Source organism: Paracoccus maritimus, assembly GCF_025195095.1.
Lineage (GTDB): Bacteria > Pseudomonadota > Alphaproteobacteria > Rhodobacterales > Rhodobacteraceae > Paracoccus > Paracoccus maritimus.
In genome coordinates this window covers 129,770-149,122 of the sequence record NZ_JANAVZ010000007.1, presented here as the reverse complement: position 1 = coordinate 149,122, position 19,353 = coordinate 129,770, and the positions used below count along the sequence as shown (strand labels likewise).

The following is a 19,353-nucleotide window of genomic DNA, read 5'->3' as shown; positions in this document are numbered from 1 at the left end:
ATTTGCGACCGGGATCTGCAAATCTGCTTTCGAAGATTCTTCTTGATGATCTCGAAAAACTGGCTGGGGCGGTAGGATTCGAACCTACGGTACACGGTACCAAAAACCGCTGCCTTACCACTTGGCTACGCCCCAACGTGCGAGGCTGAATAGCCAAGACACCGGGGGGGTTCAAGTCGAAAAATCGCAAAACCTTGCCCTGCCGCGGATGCCCGGATATGCGCGCCGGATGGAGCACGCGGATCTACTTGTACTGGGCGCCGGGGCGGCGGGGCTGTTCTGCGCTGGATCGGCGATGGCGCAGGGCCGGCGCGTGGTCGTGCTGGATCATGCATCAAATCCCGCCGAAAAGATTCGCATCTCGGGCGGGGGGCGCTGCAATTTCACAAACCTTGCCACGACCAGAGAACGGTTCCTGTCAGGCAATCCCAGATTCGCGGCCAGCGCCCTGTCAGGATACCGGCCCGAGGACTTCGTCGGGTTGGTCGATCAGGCCGGGATCGCCTGGCACGAAAAGACCCAGGGGCAGCTATTCTGCGACGGGCGGGCGACGCAGATCACAGACATGCTAATCGAAAGGATGCAGGGCGCGGAACTGCGCCTGAGCACGTCAGTGTCGGGTCTGCGGCATGCCGGTGATCGGTTCTGCCTGGAAACTGGCAGCGGTGCCATGACGGCCGCGCGTGTGGTTATTGCCACCGGCGGAAAATCGATACCCAAGATGGGAGCGACGGGTCTGGCCTATGAAATAGCGCAGGATTTCGGTCTGCGCTGCGTCGAGCCCCGGCCCGGTCTGGTTCCGATGACATTTGCGGAACAGGATCTTGCGCTGTGCCGGCCGCTGGCGGGGGTCTCGCTTGAGGCGCGGATACGGCACCGTGGCGGCGACTTCCAGGACGCGCTGCTGTTCACCCATCGCGGTCTCAGCGGCCCCGTCATCCTGCAGATCTCCAGCTTCTGGCAGCCCGGTGAAGTGCTGGAAATCGACTTGCTGCCCGGCATCGCGATTGGCGAGGAACTCAAAAAGCGGCGTGCGCAGGCGGGCCGGATCAGGATCGCGGCAGCTTTGGGCGAATGGCTTCCGCAGCGTCTGGCAGATGCGATCGCGACCGAAGCCGGTCTGGCGGAACGGCGACTGGCCGATCAGTCCAATCCAACGCTTGAGGCGTTGGCAGAGCGGATCAACCGCTGGCGGCTGCGCCCCGTGGGCACCGAAGGATACCGCACCGCCGAGGTCACCTTGGGCGGTGTGGACACCCGCGATCTTGACGCCCGAACACTTCAGGCGCGGAAGGTGCCGGGCCTGCATTTCATCGGTGAATGCGTTGACGTGACCGGTTGGCTTGGCGGCTATAATTTCCAATGGGCCTGGGCCTCGGGGCACGCTGCAGGGATCGCCGCCCGCGACGGCTGAGGCTTCAGCCGGGCCGACGCATGTCACTGCGCAGCAGGTTGCGCCCGTCATCCACCCGGCCGCGATCGACCAACTGTTCGAAACCCGCATCCGGGCTGAGATCAAGCGGCGGCTCGGGCGCGTCAGCGGGGGCCGGTGCAGGGTCGGGCTTCTGAAGCTGGCTGGCCTCCTGCCCCTCAAGATGCAGCCGGTGGATCGGCTCGGGGATCGCATAGCCAGCGCCGTCCAGCGCCTGCCGCAGCAGGCGGAACGCCTCGCCTCGGGCCAGGTCGAAATCAGTGCCGTCCTGCGACACCCAGGCACCTGCCCGGATCACCACGAACTCATTGCCCGACGCCTCGATCCAGGCCACCGGCTCGGGTCGGGCCAGCACGAAATCCATCCCCGCCAGGGTCCGCAGCACCAGATCGCGGGCGCGGCCCAGATCGGCGAAGGGATCGACCGTCAGATCGACAAGAAAACGGCGTTCAGGATTGCGGGTATAGTTGGTCAGCACCGCCTTGTAGACGATCTGATTGGGAAAGCGGATATGGTTGCCGTCAAGCGTCAGCAGCGTCGTTCCGCGACTGGTCAGACGGATTACGCGACCGCGCTGGCCGCCGATTTCGATCAGGTCGTTGGGTCGGAAGGGCTGTCGCAGGGACAGAAGGATCGTCGCCACGAAACCCTCGATCGTGTCACGCGCTGCAAAGCTGAGGGACAAGCCGAAAATCCCGGCGGCACCCAGCAGGGTTCCCAGAAGGGCCGTGGCCTCCATCAGCCCCAGCGCGACGACCAGCGCGACGATCCACGTGCTGAGGCGGATGGTCTGGGCCATGAAGTCGGCGATGAACGGGTTGGGCGCGATCCGTGCCAACGTCTTGTCGCGCCGCGACAACCAGCCACCAAGCAGCACGATCACCGCGCCGACCAGCAGGCCCAGCACGACGAACGGCAGCCCCGCCGCGACCTGGTTCAGCCGCTGCAGGAAACGACCGCGCACGGATTCCAGGCGCAGCCCGATATCGGTCGACAGCAGGACCTGATCCTCGATTGCGACAACGCCATCAACCCGCGCGATCAGCGCGTTCAGACGGTCGATCGTCGCCTGCTCGGTCGCTTCGCCGGTCAGGGTCACGATACCCGCATCGACGCGCGCACGCACGGAATCGAAGGACGCCACCTGATCCAGAATGCTGTAGATCCGGTTGCGGATGGCCAGATCGGTGGCCGCATCGTTGCGGACCGATATGGTGCCGCTGGGTGAAGCCACGCTGTCGCGACCGGCCTGCGCCGCTGCCGGGCCGGGAATCGCGGCCGGCAGCACCAGCAGCAGGATCAGCAGAAGCGCACGGATCATGCGTCCAGCGGTTCTGCCTTGGCCAACGCGTCGAACCGCATCAATGACTCGATCAGCGCCGGCATCCGCTGCAACTGGATCATGTTCGGACCATCGGACGGAGCATTGTCGGGGTCTTCATGGGTTTCGATGAACACCGCGGCCACGCCAAGCGACACGGCGGCGCGCGCCATCACCGGCGCGAACTCGCGCTGACCGCCCGACGATCCGCCCTGCCCGCCCGGCTGTTGCACCGAATGAGTGGCATCCATCACGACGGGATATCCGGTCCGCGCCATGATCGGCAGGGCGCGCATATCCGCGACAAGCGTGTTGTAGCCGAAGCTGACACCACGTTCGGTCAGCAGGATATTCTCGTTCCCGGTCGAGGCGACCTTGTCGGCCACGTTCGGCATGTCCCAAGGCGCAAGAAACTGCCCCTTCTTCACGTTGACGACCGCGCCGGTCTTGCCCGCGGCCAGCAGCAGGTCGGTCTGCCGGCAAAGAAAGGCCGGGATCTGGATCACATCGACCGATTTCGCGGCCAGAACGGCCTGCTCGGCGTCGTGGACATCGGTCAGAACGGGACAGCCAAGCCGCTGCCGCACAGTCGCCAGAATCTCCAGCCCCTCGTCGATACCCAGACCGCGCCGCCCCTTCAACGAGGTGCGGTTGGCCTTGTCGTAGCTGGCCTTGAAGACATAGCGCGCACCGGCCTTGTCGCAGGCCTCGGCCATCGTCTCGGCGATCATCAGCGCGTGGTCCAGCGTCTCGAGCTGGCAGGGACCGGCGATAACGGTCAGCGGCAGGTCGTTGCCGCAGTCGAGATTGCCGATGCGGATATGGCGGTGTTTGGTCATGAAGATACCTGTTCGCGCAAGATGGAAGCGGTCAGGGATAACATGAGGTAAATCCCCGAAAAGATCAAAAGGGCGACCAGCGTGTTCTGGAACGCCTTGGGATAGGTGGCCTCGTCGGGCGCGACAGGTTTCACCGACAGCGACAGATAGCGAACCTGCTTGTTCGCCGTGATCCGCGCCGTCTCCATCTGCGCGGCGGCATTCGCCATCAGTTCCTGCCGAGTCGCAAGATCGCTTTCGGCGATCCGCAATTCGCCCGAGATCGCGGCAAGCGAGGTACGCGTTTCGTTGCCACTGGTCAATTGCCCGCGGGTCTGCGCGATCATGTCCTGAAGCCGCGAGATATCCCCGCGCAGTGTGGCCACGCGGCTTTGTTGCGGACGCTGGTTGGCCAGCAACTGCCCAAGTTCCAGCTGTCTCTGGGCAAGCTGTCCCTCCAACTCGGCGATCTGGTTCATCACCACCGACCCTTCGGCCACGGGATCCAGCACACCCAGATTCTGCTGCAATTCCTGAACCCGCCGCTGTGCCTCGACCACCCGTTCTTCGGCATCGCGATAATTCTGAACGGCACCCTCCATCTGATCAGCGCGCAATCGTTCGGTCATCCGATCGACCTGATCTTCCGCATAGGCGATCAGCGCCAGCGAAAATTCCTGGCTCAACGCGGGATCGGGCGCGATCACCTCCATGTTGATCATCCCTTCGGTGGGATCGTATCCGATCCTCACCGAATCCTGATAGACCTTGTAGGCTGCCTCGTTGGTGGCGTCGGGGGCCAGCCGTTTGACCGGGTCGATCGACGGGTCCTGAAAGGCCCGCTTGAACCCCTTGTCGGCATCAAGGCGCAGCATGGCATCGCGCGACGACAGATAGCTTTGAACCCCGACCGCGTCGCTGTTCGCCTGCAGCCCGGCGATCGCGTTGCCCCCCTGGCTGAGACCAGAGGTGTCCGCGAACTGGATCTGGAACTGCGAGAACGTCGCATAAAGTGGGGTCGCGACCCGGAAATAATACCACCCCGCCAGCGCCGTGGGCAGAACCACGAAAAACAGCAACCGCAAGGCCAGCATCATCATCCGGCGACGACGGCGTCGGGCTATATCGCGCTGGATGCGATAGATGTCGGCGGCGCGCTGATCCTCGGCCAGCGCCTCGCGCGACGGCAGCGGCGGGGCGGCGGGCCCGACCTCGGTCCCCTTGGCACGCGGCAGCACAGCCGGGGCGTTCCGGGTCGGAGAGGACTGCACGCGGTTGCCCTCGCTGGACAGGATCTGGCTCAGCGCGGCGCGGTGGGACGGGTCGATGCCCCGTTCGCGAAGCCGCAGCACCGCCTCTTCGTCAGACGCGACCTCGATCTGGTGCAGCGCGGCGATACGCCGCGCGATACGAAGCTGGCGGTCGGTCAGCTTCTCGGAACGGATCGCCCGCAGCCTGGCCTCCAGCCCCGCGCTGTCCGGTTGCGCGGGCGCGGCGGCCGTCGCGGGCGCCTGTCCGACCTTGCGATCGGGGAAACCGTCATCGGTGGGCTGGGTCAGCGTAAGCCGATCAAGTGCCGCGTTAGATGTATCGGGCTTTCCGGCTGCGTCCGCCGCGGGATCCTCGCCGAAGCGCGGTGGAAGATCCGTTTTCTTTCGCACCTCGACACGAACCGACGGGGTAGTCTTGCGCGTATCGGCAGCATGGGCCGCGGGCGCGCCCGGTCGAACGGATTCCGAGGCGGAGAGGTGAAAGCGGCGGGCCTTAGGCGGTGTAGTCATAATACTGCTTCGCCTCTTCAAGGGACTCGAACATGTACAACCTGCCGTCGCGCAGAATGGCGGCGTGCCGGCAGAACTTCTCGATCGTTTTGGGCTGGTGGGACACGATCACGACGGTCGAATTCCTCAGTCGTTCGAACAGCACCTCGCCCGCCTTCCGGTTGAACTCGACATCCGTGGTCTGCGGCATCCCCTCGTCGATCAGGTAGATGTCGAATTCCAGCGCAAGCAACAAAGAGAAGGTGAACCGCTGCCGCATACCGGCGGAATAGGTGCCGACGGGCATGTCGAAATATTCTTTGATATCCGTCAACCAGCGGGTGAAAGCGGAAACATAGTCCGGGTCCAGCCCGTAGATCCTGGCGATATACCGGGCGTTCTCGTTGGCGGATATCCTGCCGACTACACCGCCCATGAAACCCAACGGAAAAGAGATGCGGCAACTGCGGCGGATCTTGCCCTCATCGGGCTTTTCCAGTCCGCACATCATGTTGACCAAAGTCGTCTTGCCGGTGCCATTCGGCGCAAGAATCCCAAGCGACTGGCCCAGTTCCACGCGGAACGAAGCCTGGTCCAGGATCACCTTTCGCTGCGTCCCGGTCCAGAAGGATTTCGAGACGTTATCGAATTCCAGCATGGCTGTTCGTTACCATTCAAAACACTCGGTCCGGCCTGCCATGCCGATGGTCCGGCAGAATGCGCCGGAACATAGGCCCGCGTCGGCTATCTGTCCAGTTGTCATCCCTAATGCCTGAAAATCCTTTGAAACGCACCCTTCTTTCATGCCGCATTTTCACTAGATGAAAGGAATGTCGATGATCGCCGACCAGATTTCCGGCTGCAGGCTGTGCGCGGATCGCTTTGCCGCCACGGCCACGGCGCATCGTCCGCGGCCGGTGGTGTGGTTCCGCCCCGGCGCGCGACTGCTGATCGTCGGCCAGGCGCCGGGCGCACGTGTCCACGAAAGCGGGCGTCCCTTCACGGATCGTTCGGGCGACAGGCTGCGCGAATGGATGGGCGTGGACCAGGCGACATTCTATGACCGCGACCGTGTCGCGATCGTTCCCATGGCCTTCTGCTTTCCGGGATATGACGGCAAGGGTGCGGACCTGCCCCCTCCGGCGATCTGCGCGCGCACCTGGCGGACGCAGGTCATGCGGCTACTGCGGCCAAGACTGACATTGCTGGTCGGCGGCCATGCGATGCGTTGGCATCTGGGATCACGCAACGTCACGCGCGCCGTGTCGGACTGGCGCGATCATGCGCCGGAGATCTTTCCGCTGCCCCATCCGTCCTGGCGCAATACCGCATGGCTGCGGCGCAACCCGTGGTTTCAAGAAGAGTTGCTGCCCGCGCTGCGCGATGCGGTGGCTGCCGAACTGGATCAGGGGGCGGGACGGGCCTGAAGCTCGGCGGCGATGTCGGCGTCCACCGGCACGTCAAGGCTGTTGGCGATGAAGCCCAGCACCGAATAGAATCCGACCGTGGCCATCAGGTCGAACATGCCGCCGGTGCCGACCAGATTGATCACGCCGCGTTGCGTCGTCTGGGACAGGCGCGAATCCGCGATCAGTTCATCCACGGCGCCGGCAAGAATCCGGTCCTCGTCGGCCATCCCGTCCAGCGGGCCTGCCAGCGTGGCGATGCGCGCGTCGGTCATGCCCACCGCCCGTCCCCGGCTGACATGATGCGCCCATTCGTATTCGGATCGCAAATGATGGCCGGTGCGCAGAATGACCACCTCGCTTTGCTGATCGGTCATCGCGCGGTCGCGCACCACATGCTGACGCAGGGGCGCCCAGGCGGCCAGCAACGCGGGATGATGCGCCATTGTCCGATAGACATTCAGCCGACCCGCGAACCCATCGCGCAGCGCGGCAACGGATTCGGGCCACTCGGTGTCGTTCAGGGGTTTAAACTGTTCGGCCATCGGGACATCCTTTCTTGACCAGAGACTCAGGAATATCGCCATGTCGCATGTCTTTCCCCGCCATTGCCACGCCGAAATGCCCACTGCCGTGGGCGGAGAAGGTGTCTTTCTGATCGATTCCCAGGGCAACCGCTATCTGGACGGATCGGGCGGCGCGGCGGTCAGCTGCCTTGGTCACGGCGACCGCGAAGTGACCGACGCGATCAAGGCGCAGCTGGACCGACTGGCCTTTGCGCATACCGGCTTTCTGACCAGCGAACCAGCCGAGGCACTGGCAGATCTGCTGATCGAACACGCGCCGGGCGATCTTGACCGGGTCTATTTTGTCAGCGGCGGGTCCGAGGCAACCGAGGCCGCAATCAAGCTGGCACGGCAATACTGGGTCGAGAAAGGCCAGCCGCAGCGGTCGCGCCTGATCGCGCGGCGCCAAAGCTATCACGGAAACACCATCGGCGCGTTGTCGGCGGGCGGCAATGAATGGCGGCGACAGCAATTCGGGCCGCTGCTTCTGGATGTCAGCCACATCGCGCCCTGCTACGAATACCGCGAGCGCGGCGATGGCGAAACGGCCGAGGAATACGGCCTCCGCGCGGCCGAAGCCCTGCGCGAAGAGATCCTGCGGCTGGGTCCGGACACCGTGATGGCCTTCATGGCCGAACCGGTGGTCGGCGCGACGGCGGGGGCTGTGCCGCCCGCGCCGGGTTATTTCCAGCGCGTGCGCGAGATCTGCGACGAATACGGCATCCTTCTGATCCTTGACGAGGTGATGTGCGGCATGGGCAGGACGGGGTCGCTGTTCGCCTGCGAACAGGACGGGGTCGCACCCGATATTCTATGCATTGCCAAGGGGTTGGGCGCCGGATATCAGCCGATCGGTGCGATGCTGTGCAGCAAGGCCATCTATGACACGATCGCCTCGGGCAGCGGCTTCTTCCAGCACGGACATACCTATATCGGCCATCCGGTCGCCACGGCCGCAGGGCTTGCGGTCGTCCGCGCGATTCTGGATCGGGACCTTCTGCCGCAGGTGCGCAAGAAAGGCGCGTCACTGCAACAGGCGCTTGAGGCACGCTTTGGCCAGCACCCTCATGTCGGCGATATCCGCGGCAGGGGGCTGTTTCGCGGGATAGAACTGGTCGAGGATCGGGCGACGAAGGCCCCGTTCGATCCGTCCCGGAAGATCGCGGCCAGACTGAAAAAGGCCGCCTTCGCGCGGGGATTGATCTGCTATCCGATGTCGGGCACCATCGACGGCAAACATGGTGACCACGTGCTCTTGGCACCGCCGTTCATCATCTCGGACGCCGAGATCGGGATGCTGACGGATCGGCTTGCCGCTGCTATGGAAGACGTGCTTGGCAGCGACAGCTGACGCTATCGACCATATCCAGGCAGCCGTATCGCCGCCTCCGAAACGGGGCGCCACTCATAAGTATGCCGTAAATAATAGGATCAATAGGCAATTCTACCAAGCTCCGGCTTTAGGGATTGCCAAACCGGTTCACTGCGCTACCGTAGCCTTAACCTGCGCTTTTTGGCGCGGGAATCTATGCGAAAAACGCATGACAAGGGAGTTAGCTGCATGAGCAAGTTCAAACCGATCCTAATTGGCGCTGCCTTCGCCATGGGCGCGACCGGCGCCGCGGCGCAGGAAGAGCGTTTCATCACCATCGGCACGGGCGGCCAGACAGGCGTCTATTATGTGGTCGGCCAGTCGATCTGCCGGCTCGTCAACCGCGACACCGCAACGACCGGGATCAAGTGCACCGCACCGTCCACCGGCGGTTCGATCGCAAACATCAACGCGATCCAGGCCGGCGACATGACCATGGGCGTCGCCCAGTCCGACTGGCAGTATCACGCCTACATGGGTGATACCGAAGAATTCAGTGGCGACAAGAAGTTCGAAAAGGAACGGGCAATCTTCTCGGTCCATCCCGAACCCTTCACCGTGGTGGCCCGCGCCGATTCCGGCATCGAGACCTTCGACGATCTCAAGGGCAAGCGCGTGAACGTGGGCAACCCCGGATCCGGCCAGCGCGGCACGATGGAAGTGGTACTGGACGCGCTTGGCTGGTCGATGTCCGATTTCTCGCTGGCGTCCGAACTGAAGCCGGCGGAACAGTCTGCCGCGCTGGGTGACAACAAGGTGGATGCGATCATCTACACCGTCGGCCACCCGAACGGTTCGATCCAGGAAGCGACCTCGACCGTGGACGCCAAGCTGATCCCGGTCACCGGCGAGGCGATCGACAAGCTGGTCGCGGACAACCCCTACTACGCCAAGGCGACGATTCCGGGCGGCATGTATGCCGGCAACCCCGACGACGTCGAGACGTTCGGCGTCAAGGCGACCTTCGTGACCTCGGCCGATGTGCCCGACGACATGGTGTATGAGGTCGTCAAGGCGGTGTTCGACAATTTCGACCGCTTCAAGGGCCTTCACCCGGCCTTCGCCAACCTCGAACCCGAGGCGATGGTGACCGAAGGCAACAGCGCACCGCTGCATCCGGGCGCCGAGAAGTACTACAAGGAACAGGGCTGGATCGAATAATCCGGTCGACTGACAAAGGGCGGCCCCTCGCGGCCGCCCTTCGCGCCTAAAGATAACTAAAAAAACTAGAACAATCCCATGAACAGGGGGGAACGCGATGAGCGATAATGACAAGGACGATCGTCAAAAGAACGATCAGTTCGAGGCGAGCGCCGTCGAAATGGAGGCATCGGGCCATGGCGGATTGTCACAATCCGAGCTTGATGCACTGGTCGCGTCTTCGGACACCGGCGCGCGGACGCCGCCCGGAGGTGTCGGCAAGCTTATCCTGATCACCGCGCTGTGCTGGTCGCTGTTCCAGCTTTGGATCGCATCGCCCATCCCCTTCATGGTCGGCTTCGGGGTGTTGAACGACACCGAGACCCGGTCGATCCACCTCGCCTTCGCATTGTTCCTTGCCTACATGGCCTATCCCGCCGAACGAACCCCGTTCCAGATGGTGCTGGGCGTCGGCATTCCTGTCCTGATGACGGTCCTGTTCATGGTCGGATCCAAGGCCGGTGTGCCGGTCTGGTGGGTTCCCGTGATCGGCGCTGCGGTGGTCGCGGCAATTCTTCTGGGCAGTCCCAAAAGCTGGGTTCCGCCCTGGGAATGGGCGCTGGCGGTCGTGGCCGCGCTATCGTCGCTGTACATCTTCTTCTTCTATGACGCCATCGGTACGCGTGTCGGCGCGCCGATCATGCAGGATTACGTCGTTGCCGTGATCGGCATCATGCTGCTGCTGGAGGCGACGCGCCGCAGCCTTGGCCCGGCGCTGATGATCGTGGCTTCTGTCTTTCTGATCTACACCTTCCTTGGCCCTTACATGCCGGGGATCATCGCCCACAAGGGCAACTCGCTGGCCGAGGTCGTGAACCACCAGTGGATCACCACGGAAGGTGTGTTCGGCATCGCGCTTGGCGTTTCGACCAGCTTCGTCTTCCTGTTCGTGCTGTTCGGCGCGCTGCTGGACAAGGCGGGGGCGGGCAACTACTTCATCCAGGTCGCCTTCTCGCTGATGGGTCACATGCGCGGCGGACCCGCGAAGGCCGCAGTGGTCAGTTCGGCCATGACCGGCCTGATCTCTGGCTCGTCCATCGCCAACGTCGTGACGACCGGCACCTTCACCATTCCACTGATGAAGAAGGTGGGCTTTTCGTCTGAAAAAGCCGGCGCGGTCGAGGTCGCATCTTCGGTCAACGGTCAGATCATGCCGCCTGTCATGGGTGCTGCCGCGTTCCTGATGGTCGAATATGTCGGCATTCCCTATTTCGACGTGGTCAAGCACGCCTTCGTGCCTGCCACGATCAGCTATATCGCGCTTGTCTATATCGTCCATCTCGAGGCGATGAAGGCCGGCATGAAGGGTCTGCCCCGCGCCTACGAGCCCGGGCCGCTGATGCGCCGCCTGATCGGCTTCCTGTTCGGCATCGTCGCCATCGGCATCCTGGCGTTCCTGCTGAAATTCACGATGGGCTGGATCCGTCCGACCTTTGGCGCCAGCGCGATCTGGGTCGTGTTCGCGCTGCTGACCGCCGCCTATGTCGGCCTGCTCTATGTCGCGTCGCGGGAAGAGCCGCTGGAACTGGACGACCCGAATGCCCCTGTCACGCAGCTGCCGATGCCCGGACCGACGGTCCGGTCGGGCCTGCATTTCCTGCTGCCGATCGTCGTACTGGTCTGGGCGCTGATGGTTGATCGCCTGTCGCCGGGTCTGTCGGCGTTCTGGGCCACGGCCTTCATGATCTTCATCCTGCTGACGCAGCGTCCGCTGATGGTGATGATGCGCGGCATGGACCGGACCGGCAACGAAACGACCGCATCAGCCTTCCGTTCGGGCATCAATGATCTGGCGGACGGCCTGATCTCGGGCGCGCGCAACATGATCGGCATCGGCATCGCCACCGCCACCGCAGGCATCATCGTCGGTGCCGTCAGCCAGACGGGCGTTGGTTCGGCCCTTGCAGATGTGGTCGAGGTGCTGTCGGGCGGCAACCTGCTGGCCATCCTGTTCCTGACCGCGATCCTGTCGCTGATCCTGGGCATGGGCCTGCCGACGACGGCGAACTATATCGTCGTCTCGGCCCTGCTGGCGCCTGTGATTGTCACGCTGGGTCAGCAGAACGGGCTGATCGTGCCGCTGATCGCCGTTCATCTGTTCGTGTTCTATTTCGGGATCATGGCCGATGTGACGCCACCCGTGGGACTTGCCAGCTTCGCGGCCGCGGCCGTGTCGGGCGGTGATCCGATCCGGACAGGCGTGGTCGCGTTCTTCTACAGCCTGCGCACAGCGGCCCTGCCCTTCCTGTTCATCTTCAACACGGACCTCTTGCTGATCAACGTGGACTGGATACACGGCATCTTCGTCTTCATCACGGCGACGATTGCCATGCTGTTGTTCGCCGCTGCGACTCAGGGATGGTTCCTCACCCGCAACAAGATCTGGGAATCCGTCTTGTTGCTGCTGATCGCCTTCGCGATCTTCCGCCCCGGCTTCTTCATGGACTATATCTACCCACCCTATAACGACCTGCCGCCGACGCAGTTCGAACAGGCCTTGGCGGACTCTGCGCCGGGTGATCCCTTGCGCCTGCGCGTCGCAGGGCTGAACGACGTTGGCGAACCGATCGAGTTCACGTCGCTGCTGGAGGTGCCCGAGGGTGCCGACGGTGCGGCGCGGTTGGCCGCGCTGGGAATCGAGACGGTTCAGAACGGCGACGAGGTGATGATTGACAACGTCGCCTTCGACAGCCCCGCACAGGCAGCAGGCCTTGACTGGGATCAGCAGATTCTTCTGGTCCGTGCCCCGGCCGCGGCACCGTCGAAATACTGGATCTACATCCCGACGGCGCTGATCCTTGCGCTTGTCATCTGGTTGCAGCGGCGTCGCGCCGGCCCCGGCGAGGGACAGCTGCGCCGCAAAGAGGAAGGGCTGAGCCATGCATGAGAATGTCCTGCTTCCCATCGACCTGCAGCACGAGGCAAGCTGGTCCAAAGCCCTGCCTCAGGCCCGTCGTCTGGCGGGCGACAGCGGCACGGTCCACCTGCTGGGGATCGTACCCGATATCGGCAGTTCCATGGTCGCCACATTCCTGCCCAAAGGGTTCGAGGTGAAGGCCCTTGAGGAAATGAAGGCTGCGCTGGACAACTTTGCCGACGCCGAGTTTCCGGCGGGCGGCAAGGTGGCCGTCCATGTCGGCCACGGCCATGTATCGGAAACGATCCTGAAGGTCGCGGCCGACGTGAATGCCGACATCATCGTCATGGCCAGCCACAGGCCCGACGAACTGCGCAGCATCCTGATCAGCAGCCACGCAAACTCGGTCGTTAGGCACTCGCCGGTGACGGTAATGATAGTGCGTTAGTCTGGCCTTCTGCGAACGATACTTGCGCCAATAGCCTGCCGAAGCGATGATCCCGGCATGATGACAGATATCCAGATCGCCCGGCAGGCGTCCAAGCTGCCGATTGCCGAGATCGCCGAACGGCTGGGGCTTACCCCAGCCGAAATCCTGCCTTATGGGCATGACAAGGCGAAGATCACCCATGCGGCCATCGCCTCTCTGAACGGTCGCCCATCGGGCCGGCTGGTGCTGGTCACGGCAATCAACCCGACGCCCGCAGGCGAGGGCAAGACCACGACGACCGTCGGACTTGGGGACGCGCTGAACCGGATCGGCAAGCGCACCACGATCTGCATTCGCGAAGCCAGCCTGGGGCCCAATTTCGGCATGAAGGGCGGCGCGGCGGGCGGAGGCCGGGCCCAGATCGTTCCGATGGAAGACATGAACCTGCATTTCACGGGAGATTTTCACGCCATCACCTCGGCCCACAACCTGCTGGCCGCGATGATCGACAACCATGTCTATTGGGGGAACGACCTCAACATCGACACGCGCCGGATCACATGGCGGCGGGTGATGGACATGAACGACCGCGCCCTGCGGGACGGTGTCGTGGGTTTGGGCGGGCCCACGAACGGTTTTCCCCGCCAATCCGGGTTCGACATCACCGTCGCCTCGGAAGTCATGGCCATCCTGTGTCTTGCCAGCGATCTTGCCGATCTGCAGGAACGGCTGGGACGCATCGTGATCGGAGAAACCTTCGATCGCCGCCCCGTGACGGCGCGCGATCTTGGCGCGGACGGTGCGATGACGGTCCTGCTGAAGGACGCGATGCAGCCCAATCTGGTCCAGACCCTGGAAAACCACCCGGCGCTGGTCCATGGCGGCCCCTTTGCCAACATCGCCCATGGCTGCAACAGCGTGATCGCCACGCGCGCCGCACTTGCCATGTCGGAATATGTCGTGACCGAAGCGGGGTTCGGCGCCGATCTGGGGGCAGAGAAGTTTCTGAACATCAAATGCCGGCTGGCCGGGCTTGCGCCGTCGGCCGTGGTGCTGGTCGCAACGATCCGGGCGCTGAAGATGAATGGCGGCGTGGCCAAAAGCGACCTTGGGAAAGAGGATGCGGCGGCTGTCGTCCGTGGCTGCACCAATCTGGGCCGCCATATCGAAAACCTGCATGGTTTCGGCCTGCCTGTCGTCGTCGCCCTGAACCATTTCGCGGGCGATACCGAAGCGGAAACCGATGCCTTGCGCAGCTTCTGCACCGACCACGGGGTTGAAGCCGTGATTGCCCGCCACTGGGCCGAAGGCGGTGCCGGGGCCGAGGATCTGGCGCATGCTGTGACCAGGCTGGCCGAAAGCGGAAAGGCCGATTTTCACACCCTCTATCCCGATGCGATGCCGCTGTGGCAAAAAATCGAGACCATCTGCACCCGCATCTACCGCGCCGCGCATGCCGAACCGGCCGCAGGTGTCCGCAAGCAACTTGAGGCGTGGGAGATGGCCGGGTATGGGGATATGCCAGTCTGCATCGCTAAAACGCAATATTCGTTCAGCACCGATCCGTCGCTGCGTGGCGCGCCGGGAGGGCACGTCATTCCGGTCCGAGAGGTGCGCCTGAACGCCGGTGCGGGCTTCGTGGTCGCAATCTGCGGCGAGATCATGACCATGCCCGGCCTGCCCCGTCATCCGGCAGCGGAAACGATCATGCTGGACCGCGATGGGCAGGTGGAAGGCCTGTTCTGAAGGCTGGGCCTCAGGCGGCGGCCGCCAGATGTAGGGGCGGCTCGAACAGTTGGGCGATCATGCATGCCCGGCGCAGATAAGTCGCAGCCTGTTGCAAACTCAGCGAGTCGGGGCAATCAGCGGTCCGCAAGATCTGCAGGCCATGCGCCCGGATCACTTTGCGCAGCGCGGCGTCGGGCGTGGCCGGCGGAAATATCAACGCATCACGGCAGCAACGATCGAAGACGCCACCCTGCACGGCCAGATCATCAACGCTCCATCGGGACCAGATTCGACCAGGATCGTCCTGGCGCATCATGACCGCGGCACCGTTCAGCCACCGCAGTTCCGGGTCGTCGCGCCACGCCGTTGGCAAGTCCTGTTCCAGATCCAGCGTCTGGCGGGCATGGCGCGCCGCATGCGCATCACAGAAGACGGCCGCGGCAAGCCTGGTCACCCCGGCTTCTCCGGGTCGATAGCCCGTCAGACCACATCGATTGAACCAGTTCTCACCCGTCGCGCGCGTCAGCGCGGCGGCAAGGTCCAGCATCTCGGCCGGTCTCTGTCGCCGCGCCCAATCGTCAACGCGTGGTGCGATCGCGGCTGCAAGACGATCGCGGGACCGGGTCAGCGGGCGCAGTATCGGATCATTCCTGCGGGAACGTCGCCACCCGCCATAGGCGCACAGATGCAACGTGATCAGCACGATCATTGTCGCCTCAAGACCGGTCCGCAGATCCTGATCCGCAGTCGAAAAACCCACCTTTTCGGGGAATGAACCGTCCGGGCGCTGACTTGAGATGATCTCCGACAGATCCTCGGCCATGTCATGATCGGGGTCCAGCAACCTGAGGCAGACTAGCGACTGGGCCAAGGCCACAACGCGCCCCTTCCGCCGTGCCCATTCCGCAAAGCGCCGCGCCTTGTCATGGGCGTGCCCGAAGCTGCGCGCATCCGCAAAGGGCGGACGCGCCGCGCCAAAGCGATAGACCTGCATCAGCAGCCGCGCAAACCGCGAGATCCGCGCGTCGCAGATCACCTCTTGGGGGATCTGGGCGCAGATCGCGGCCTCGGCCTCGGCCATCAGTTCGGGCATGGGTTCAACCGCCAGCGCCAGCCGGTCGGCAAGGTCGGCCTGGGGATCATCCACCACCGCAAGCCGCGCCATCTGCCAAGCCGGATCATCGCGCGAAACCAGTTCGCCTGCCGCGATCAGTTCGCGCAGTGTGGCAGTCATCTTGCCGGTCAGCCCCCTTTCTGATGCCTCGCGCACCATGACTGGGCACAGCCGCCGGGCCGCGATGTCTTCCAGCGGGGACATATGCCCGCGCAGTCCTGAAAGAACGGGCGCAAGCCGCGCCAATTGCGCCACTTGTGCGGCCGCCGGATGATCCGGCGACAGCGGATCGGGAAGGTCCATGACGCGCTGCCGTGTCCAGTCCAGACCACGCGCTGCAAGCATGCGCATCAATTGCTGATAGGTTGCATCAAGTTGCATACAAACCCGTTTGTTCAAGGCCTGATCACCGCGCAAGTTTCAAAAACGGTGGCGGCACGATCAGTCGCAGCGAATATCGACTACCAGTTTCGGATCAACGCTGGGATAACTCAACGGCGATATGCCGATAACTATATTCCATTTTTATGAGTGTGCAATTCAATTAATATAGAATTTCATTTACTGCAATTCCATTCGTCAGATTCAGCCATCTTCATTCACCACACTTGCTGCGCGACGCCAATTGCGTCCGGCGCGCCGGCGCGATAGATGCGCGGGCATGAGCAACCGCCCCGACCTTCCGCCCGAAATCGCCCGCCGCCGGACCTTTGCGATAATCTCGCATCCCGACGCCGGAAAGACCACGCTGACCGAGAAATTCCTGCTGTATGGCGGCGCGATTCAGATGGCGGGGCAGGTTCGTGCCAAGGGCGAGGCGCGCAGAACCCGGTCGGACTTCATGAAGATGGAACAGGATCGCGGGATCTCGGTCTCGGCCTCGGCGATGTCGTTCGATTTCGACGGGCATCGATTCAATCTGGTCGACACACCCGGTCACAGTGATTTCTCTGAAGACACCTATCGAACCCTAACCGCCGTGGATGCGGCGATCATGGTGATCGACGGTGCAAAAGGCGTGGAAAGTCAGACCAGGAAACTGTTCGAGGTCTGCCGGCTGCGCGATTTGCCGATCCTGACATTCTGTAACAAGATGGACAGGGAAAGTCGGGACACATTTGAAATTATTGACGAGATTCAGGAAAATCTTGCAATCGACGTCGCCCCGGCAAGCTGGCCGATCGGTATGGGTCGCGATTTCCTTGGCTGCTATGACATGCTGAACGACCGGCTGGAACTGATGGATCGGGCCGACCGCAACCGGGTCGCCGAATCGATCCGGATTTCCGGGCTGGACGATCCCAAGCTGGCCGAGCATGTGCCGCGGCACCAGTTGACGCAGCTGCGCGAAGAGATCGAGATGGCGCGTGAATTGCTGCCTGCCTTCGATCGCCAGTCATTCCTGGAAGGCCACCTGACACCGATCTGGTTCGGCAGCGCCATCAACAGCTTCGGCGTGCGCGAGTTGATGAACGGGATCCGTGAATTCGGCCCCCAGCCGCAGCCGCAGAACGCATCGGGCCGCGAGATTGCGCCCGAGGAAAAGGCCGTGACCGGCTTCGTCTTCAAGGTGCAGGCGAACATGGACCCCAAGCATCGCGACCGGGTGGCCTTCGTGCGCCTTGCCTCGGGCCATTTCGAACGCGGCATGAAACTGACCCATGTGCGCTCGAAGAAACCGATGGCGGTGTCCAATCCGGTGCTGTTCCTGGCCGCCGACCGCGAGCTTGCCGAAGAAGCCTGGGCAGGCGACATCATCGGCATTCCCAATCACGGACAGCTGCGGATCGGTGACGCGCTGACCGAGGGAGAGGCGCTGCGCTTTACCGGCATCCCGTCCTTCGCGCCCGAACTGCTGCAATCGGTGCGCGCCACGGATCCGATGAAGGCCAAGCATCTGGAAAAGGCGCTGATGCAGTTCGCCGAGGAAGGCGCGGCCAAGGTGTTCAAGCCGATGATCGGTTCCGGCTTCATCGTGGGCGTCGTCGGCGCCCTGCAATTCGAGGTGCTGGCCAGCCGGATCGAACTGGAATACGGCATCCCCGTCCGCTTCGAGGCGTCGCAGTTCACCAGCGCGCGCTGGGTCACCGGACCCACGGACAAGGTCGAGGCCTTCGCCAACGCCAACAAGCAGCACATGGCCCAAGACCATGACGGGGATCTGGTTTTTCTGACCCGGCTGCAATGGGATATCGACCGGGTCGGACGCGATCACCCGAATCTGACGTTGTCGGCCACGAAGGAAATGATGGTCTGAGGGTTCCGGCCTAGAGTTCCTGCAGTTCCACCCGCCAGCCACCCGATGCATTGACCTGCAAGCGATAGCGTCCAGGCCGGTCGATCACGAATTCGCCGTCGCCGGCACCGGCCTGATGCAGGTTTTGCACGACGGCGCCGTGCCGATCCAGCAGATAGGCGACGAAAATCGCATCGTCGCTGGAAAACACCAACCTGGACCGCGTCCGCACCTGAAAGAACGGGGTCTGTCCGCTGCCAGCGCCGGAAAATCGGAGCTCAGGCTCTGCATTTGGCGCCGGCAGCGCTTCGAAACAGGCCAGCCGCGTGCCGTCGTCCTCGATGCTTCGGCAGTTCTGGAAAGCCTTGGCGAACGGCGCGCCGCTGGCGGCGCCTGCAAAGGTCGCCAGAAGCGCACAGCCCGCGATCACCAGTCGAGCGGGCATCCGGTGCAGTTCTCCATATGCACGCCTTCCCAGATCGCAAAGCGGATATTGTTCGATTCCAGATGCGCCTCGGCCAGATCGGCATTGTAGAACTTGGCTTCGGACAGGTTCGCGGCGACGATGGTCGCCCCGACGAAGCGGGCCTTCGGGGCCCAGGACGCCTCCATTGAAACAGCGGTCATGTTCGCGCCGCTGAAATCGGCCCCGGCAAGGCGGGTGTAGTCCAGATCAGCGCCGGTCAGGTCCGCGCCTGGCGCCTTCATGCCCTGAAGCTGCGATTTCTCGAGATTGGCGCCGCGCAGATCCGCGCCGGACAGGTCGATCCCCTTCATCGAGCCATGTGAAAGGTCGGCCCGTGTCAACTTGGCCCCGCGAAAATCAGCGCCACCAAGATCCAGCCCGGACAGGTTCGCGTTGCGCAGGTCGGCGCCGGGGCAGACCGCGCCCGGCTTCAATTCGCAGCCGTCAATCACCAGCGGCCCGTCGGGTCTGTCCGTCGTATCGACGATGATCGGAAAACCGTGATCCTCGACCATGATCCCGGCCTGTTGGGCATTCGCGGGCATCGCACCGATCAGCGCGGTCAAAAACAACAGGAATCGCAACATGATGGCCGTCCTTTCGGCAGGGAAGAATGAATCGGCGGACGGCATTCGCCCGCCGATCTG

Annotated in this window: 16 protein-coding genes and 1 tRNA gene; 8 read left to right on the top strand and 9 right to left on the bottom strand. The window is 63.3% G+C overall.

Translation table 11 applies throughout. The annotated features are described in order from the left end of the window. Positions 1–60: 60 nt before the first annotated feature. Positions 61–135: transfer RNA gene (locus MU516_RS13500), tRNA-Gln, on the bottom strand. Positions 136–229: 94 nt separating this feature from the next. Here MU516_RS13500 and MU516_RS13495 point away from each other — a divergent pair. Further along, a complete protein-coding gene (locus MU516_RS13495) occupies positions 230–1,414 on the top strand; it encodes a BaiN/RdsA family NAD(P)/FAD-dependent oxidoreductase (RefSeq protein ID WP_260277750.1) in 1,185 nt (394 codons plus the stop codon). Positions 1,415–1,418: 4 nt separating this feature from the next. Here MU516_RS13495 and MU516_RS13490 read toward each other — a convergent pair whose 3' ends face one another. Genes MU516_RS13490 through MU516_RS13475 form a run of 4 tightly spaced genes read right to left on the bottom strand, consistent with a single transcriptional unit; the run spans position 1,419 to position 5,989 of the window. Next, the gene (locus tag MU516_RS13490; protein WP_260277748.1) at positions 1,419–2,753 is read right to left on the bottom strand and encodes a mechanosensitive ion channel family protein; all 1,335 of its coding nucleotides are present in this window, start codon (positions 2,751–2,753) and stop codon (positions 1,419–1,421) included. After that, positions 2,750–3,592 carry a 3-deoxy-8-phosphooctulonate synthase gene (gene kdsA / locus MU516_RS13485; RefSeq protein ID WP_260277747.1) on the bottom strand — a complete coding sequence of 281 codons (843 nt, stop codon included), beginning with the start codon at positions 3,590–3,592 and terminating at the stop codon, positions 2,750–2,752. Before kdsA ends, MU516_RS13490 begins: the two co-directional genes overlap by 4 nt. After that, positions 3,589–5,352, bottom strand: a complete 1,764-nt coding sequence (locus tag MU516_RS13480) for a KpsE/RkpR family capsule polysaccharide export protein (RefSeq protein WP_260277746.1) — start codon at positions 5,350–5,352, stop codon at positions 3,589–3,591. The genes kdsA and MU516_RS13480 overlap by 4 nt, the downstream gene beginning before the upstream one ends. After that, positions 5,336–5,989: an ABC transporter ATP-binding protein gene (locus MU516_RS13475; RefSeq protein WP_209056180.1), complete on the bottom strand. Its 654-nt coding sequence runs from the start codon at positions 5,987–5,989 to the stop codon at positions 5,336–5,338. Before MU516_RS13475 ends, MU516_RS13480 begins: the two co-directional genes overlap by 17 nt. 172 nt (positions 5,990–6,161) lie before the next feature. On the opposite strand from MU516_RS13475, the gene MU516_RS13470 reads away from it, so the two are divergent. After that, positions 6,162–6,758, top strand: coding sequence for a uracil-DNA glycosylase family protein (locus MU516_RS13470; RefSeq protein ID WP_260277745.1), 597 nt, complete (start codon positions 6,162–6,164; stop codon positions 6,756–6,758). On the opposite strand, the gene MU516_RS13465 is transcribed toward MU516_RS13470, so the two are convergent. Beyond that, positions 6,737–7,282, bottom strand: coding sequence for a carboxymuconolactone decarboxylase family protein (locus MU516_RS13465; RefSeq protein WP_260277744.1), 546 nt, complete (start codon positions 7,280–7,282; stop codon positions 6,737–6,739). The two genes, MU516_RS13470 and MU516_RS13465, sit on opposite strands and share 22 nt — an antisense overlap. A 40-nt stretch (positions 7,283–7,322) precedes the next feature. Here MU516_RS13465 and MU516_RS13460 point away from each other — a divergent pair, with 40 nt between their 5' ends. The 5 genes from MU516_RS13460 to MU516_RS13440 all read left to right on the top strand — a co-directional run bounded on the left by MU516_RS13460 (position 7,323) and on the right by MU516_RS13440 (position 14,908). Next, the gene (locus tag MU516_RS13460) at positions 7,323–8,654 is read left to right on the top strand and encodes an aspartate aminotransferase family protein (RefSeq protein ID WP_260277743.1); all 1,332 of its coding nucleotides are present in this window, start codon (positions 7,323–7,325) and stop codon (positions 8,652–8,654) included. 210 nt (positions 8,655–8,864) lie between these two features. Beyond that, on the top strand, positions 8,865–9,836 hold the full coding sequence (locus MU516_RS13455) for a TAXI family TRAP transporter solute-binding subunit (protein ID WP_260277742.1): 972 nt from the start codon (positions 8,865–8,867) through the stop codon (positions 9,834–9,836). A gap of 97 nt (positions 9,837–9,933) precedes the next feature. Beyond that, on the top strand, positions 9,934–12,762 hold the full coding sequence (locus tag MU516_RS13450; protein WP_260277741.1) for a TRAP transporter permease: 2,829 nt from the start codon (positions 9,934–9,936) through the stop codon (positions 12,760–12,762). Then, positions 12,755–13,180 (top strand): universal stress protein, encoded by a 426-nt coding sequence (locus MU516_RS13445; protein ID WP_260277740.1) that lies wholly within the window; start codon positions 12,755–12,757, stop codon positions 13,178–13,180. The genes MU516_RS13450 and MU516_RS13445 overlap by 8 nt, the downstream gene beginning before the upstream one ends. 57 nt (positions 13,181–13,237) lie before the next feature. Then, positions 13,238–14,908 (top strand): formate--tetrahydrofolate ligase, encoded by a 1,671-nt coding sequence (locus MU516_RS13440; protein WP_260277739.1) that lies wholly within the window; start codon positions 13,238–13,240, stop codon positions 14,906–14,908. Positions 14,909–14,918: 10 nt separating this feature from the next. On the opposite strand, the gene MU516_RS13435 is transcribed toward MU516_RS13440, so the two are convergent. Beyond that, positions 14,919–16,385, bottom strand: coding sequence for a hypothetical protein (locus tag MU516_RS13435; protein WP_260277738.1), 1,467 nt, complete (start codon positions 16,383–16,385; stop codon positions 14,919–14,921). 280 nt (positions 16,386–16,665) lie between these two features. Between MU516_RS13435 and MU516_RS13430 the strand changes: the two genes are divergently transcribed. After that, positions 16,666–18,261: a peptide chain release factor 3 gene (locus MU516_RS13430; protein WP_260277737.1), complete on the top strand. Its 1,596-nt coding sequence runs from the start codon at positions 16,666–16,668 to the stop codon at positions 18,259–18,261. 10 nt (positions 18,262–18,271) lie between these two features. On the opposite strand, the gene MU516_RS13425 is transcribed toward MU516_RS13430, so the two are convergent. Beyond that, entirely contained in the window at positions 18,272–18,685 is a 414-nt protein-coding gene (locus MU516_RS13425) for a hypothetical protein (RefSeq protein WP_260277736.1), read from the bottom strand. Beyond that, a complete protein-coding gene (locus tag MU516_RS13420) occupies positions 18,667–19,293 on the bottom strand; it encodes a pentapeptide repeat-containing protein (protein WP_260277735.1) in 627 nt (208 codons plus the stop codon). Before MU516_RS13420 ends, MU516_RS13425 begins: the two co-directional genes overlap by 19 nt. Positions 19,294–19,353 lie beyond the last annotated feature (60 nt).

Coding starts and splice junctions, on each gene's coding strand:
- MU516_RS13495 (WP_260277750.1), top strand. CDS start 230: ATGGAGCACGCGGATCTACTTGTACTGGGCGCCGGGGCGGCGGGGCTG.
- MU516_RS13490 (WP_260277748.1), bottom strand. CDS start 2,753: ATGATCCGTGCGCTTCTGCTGATCCTGCTGCTGGTGCTGCCGGCCGCG.
- kdsA (WP_260277747.1), bottom strand. CDS start 3,592: ATGACCAAACACCGCCATATCCGCATCGGCAATCTCGACTGCGGCAAC.
- MU516_RS13480 (WP_260277746.1), bottom strand. CDS start 5,352: ATGACTACACCGCCTAAGGCCCGCCGCTTTCACCTCTCCGCCTCGGAA.
- MU516_RS13475 (WP_209056180.1), bottom strand. CDS start 5,989: ATGCTGGAATTCGATAACGTCTCGAAATCCTTCTGGACCGGGACGCAG.
- MU516_RS13470 (WP_260277745.1), top strand. CDS start 6,162: ATGTCGATGATCGCCGACCAGATTTCCGGCTGCAGGCTGTGCGCGGAT.
- MU516_RS13465 (WP_260277744.1), bottom strand. CDS start 7,282: ATGGCCGAACAGTTTAAACCCCTGAACGACACCGAGTGGCCCGAATCC.
- MU516_RS13460 (WP_260277743.1), top strand. CDS start 7,323: ATGTCGCATGTCTTTCCCCGCCATTGCCACGCCGAAATGCCCACTGCC.
- MU516_RS13455 (WP_260277742.1), top strand. CDS start 8,865: ATGAGCAAGTTCAAACCGATCCTAATTGGCGCTGCCTTCGCCATGGGC.
- MU516_RS13450 (WP_260277741.1), top strand. CDS start 9,934: ATGAGCGATAATGACAAGGACGATCGTCAAAAGAACGATCAGTTCGAG.
- MU516_RS13445 (WP_260277740.1), top strand. CDS start 12,755: ATGCATGAGAATGTCCTGCTTCCCATCGACCTGCAGCACGAGGCAAGC.
- MU516_RS13440 (WP_260277739.1), top strand. CDS start 13,238: ATGATGACAGATATCCAGATCGCCCGGCAGGCGTCCAAGCTGCCGATT.
- MU516_RS13435 (WP_260277738.1), bottom strand. CDS start 16,385: ATGCAACTTGATGCAACCTATCAGCAATTGATGCGCATGCTTGCAGCG.
- MU516_RS13430 (WP_260277737.1), top strand. CDS start 16,666: ATGAGCAACCGCCCCGACCTTCCGCCCGAAATCGCCCGCCGCCGGACC.
- MU516_RS13425 (WP_260277736.1), bottom strand. CDS start 18,685: ATGCCCGCTCGACTGGTGATCGCGGGCTGTGCGCTTCTGGCGACCTTT.
- MU516_RS13420 (WP_260277735.1), bottom strand. CDS start 19,293: ATGTTGCGATTCCTGTTGTTTTTGACCGCGCTGATCGGTGCGATGCCC.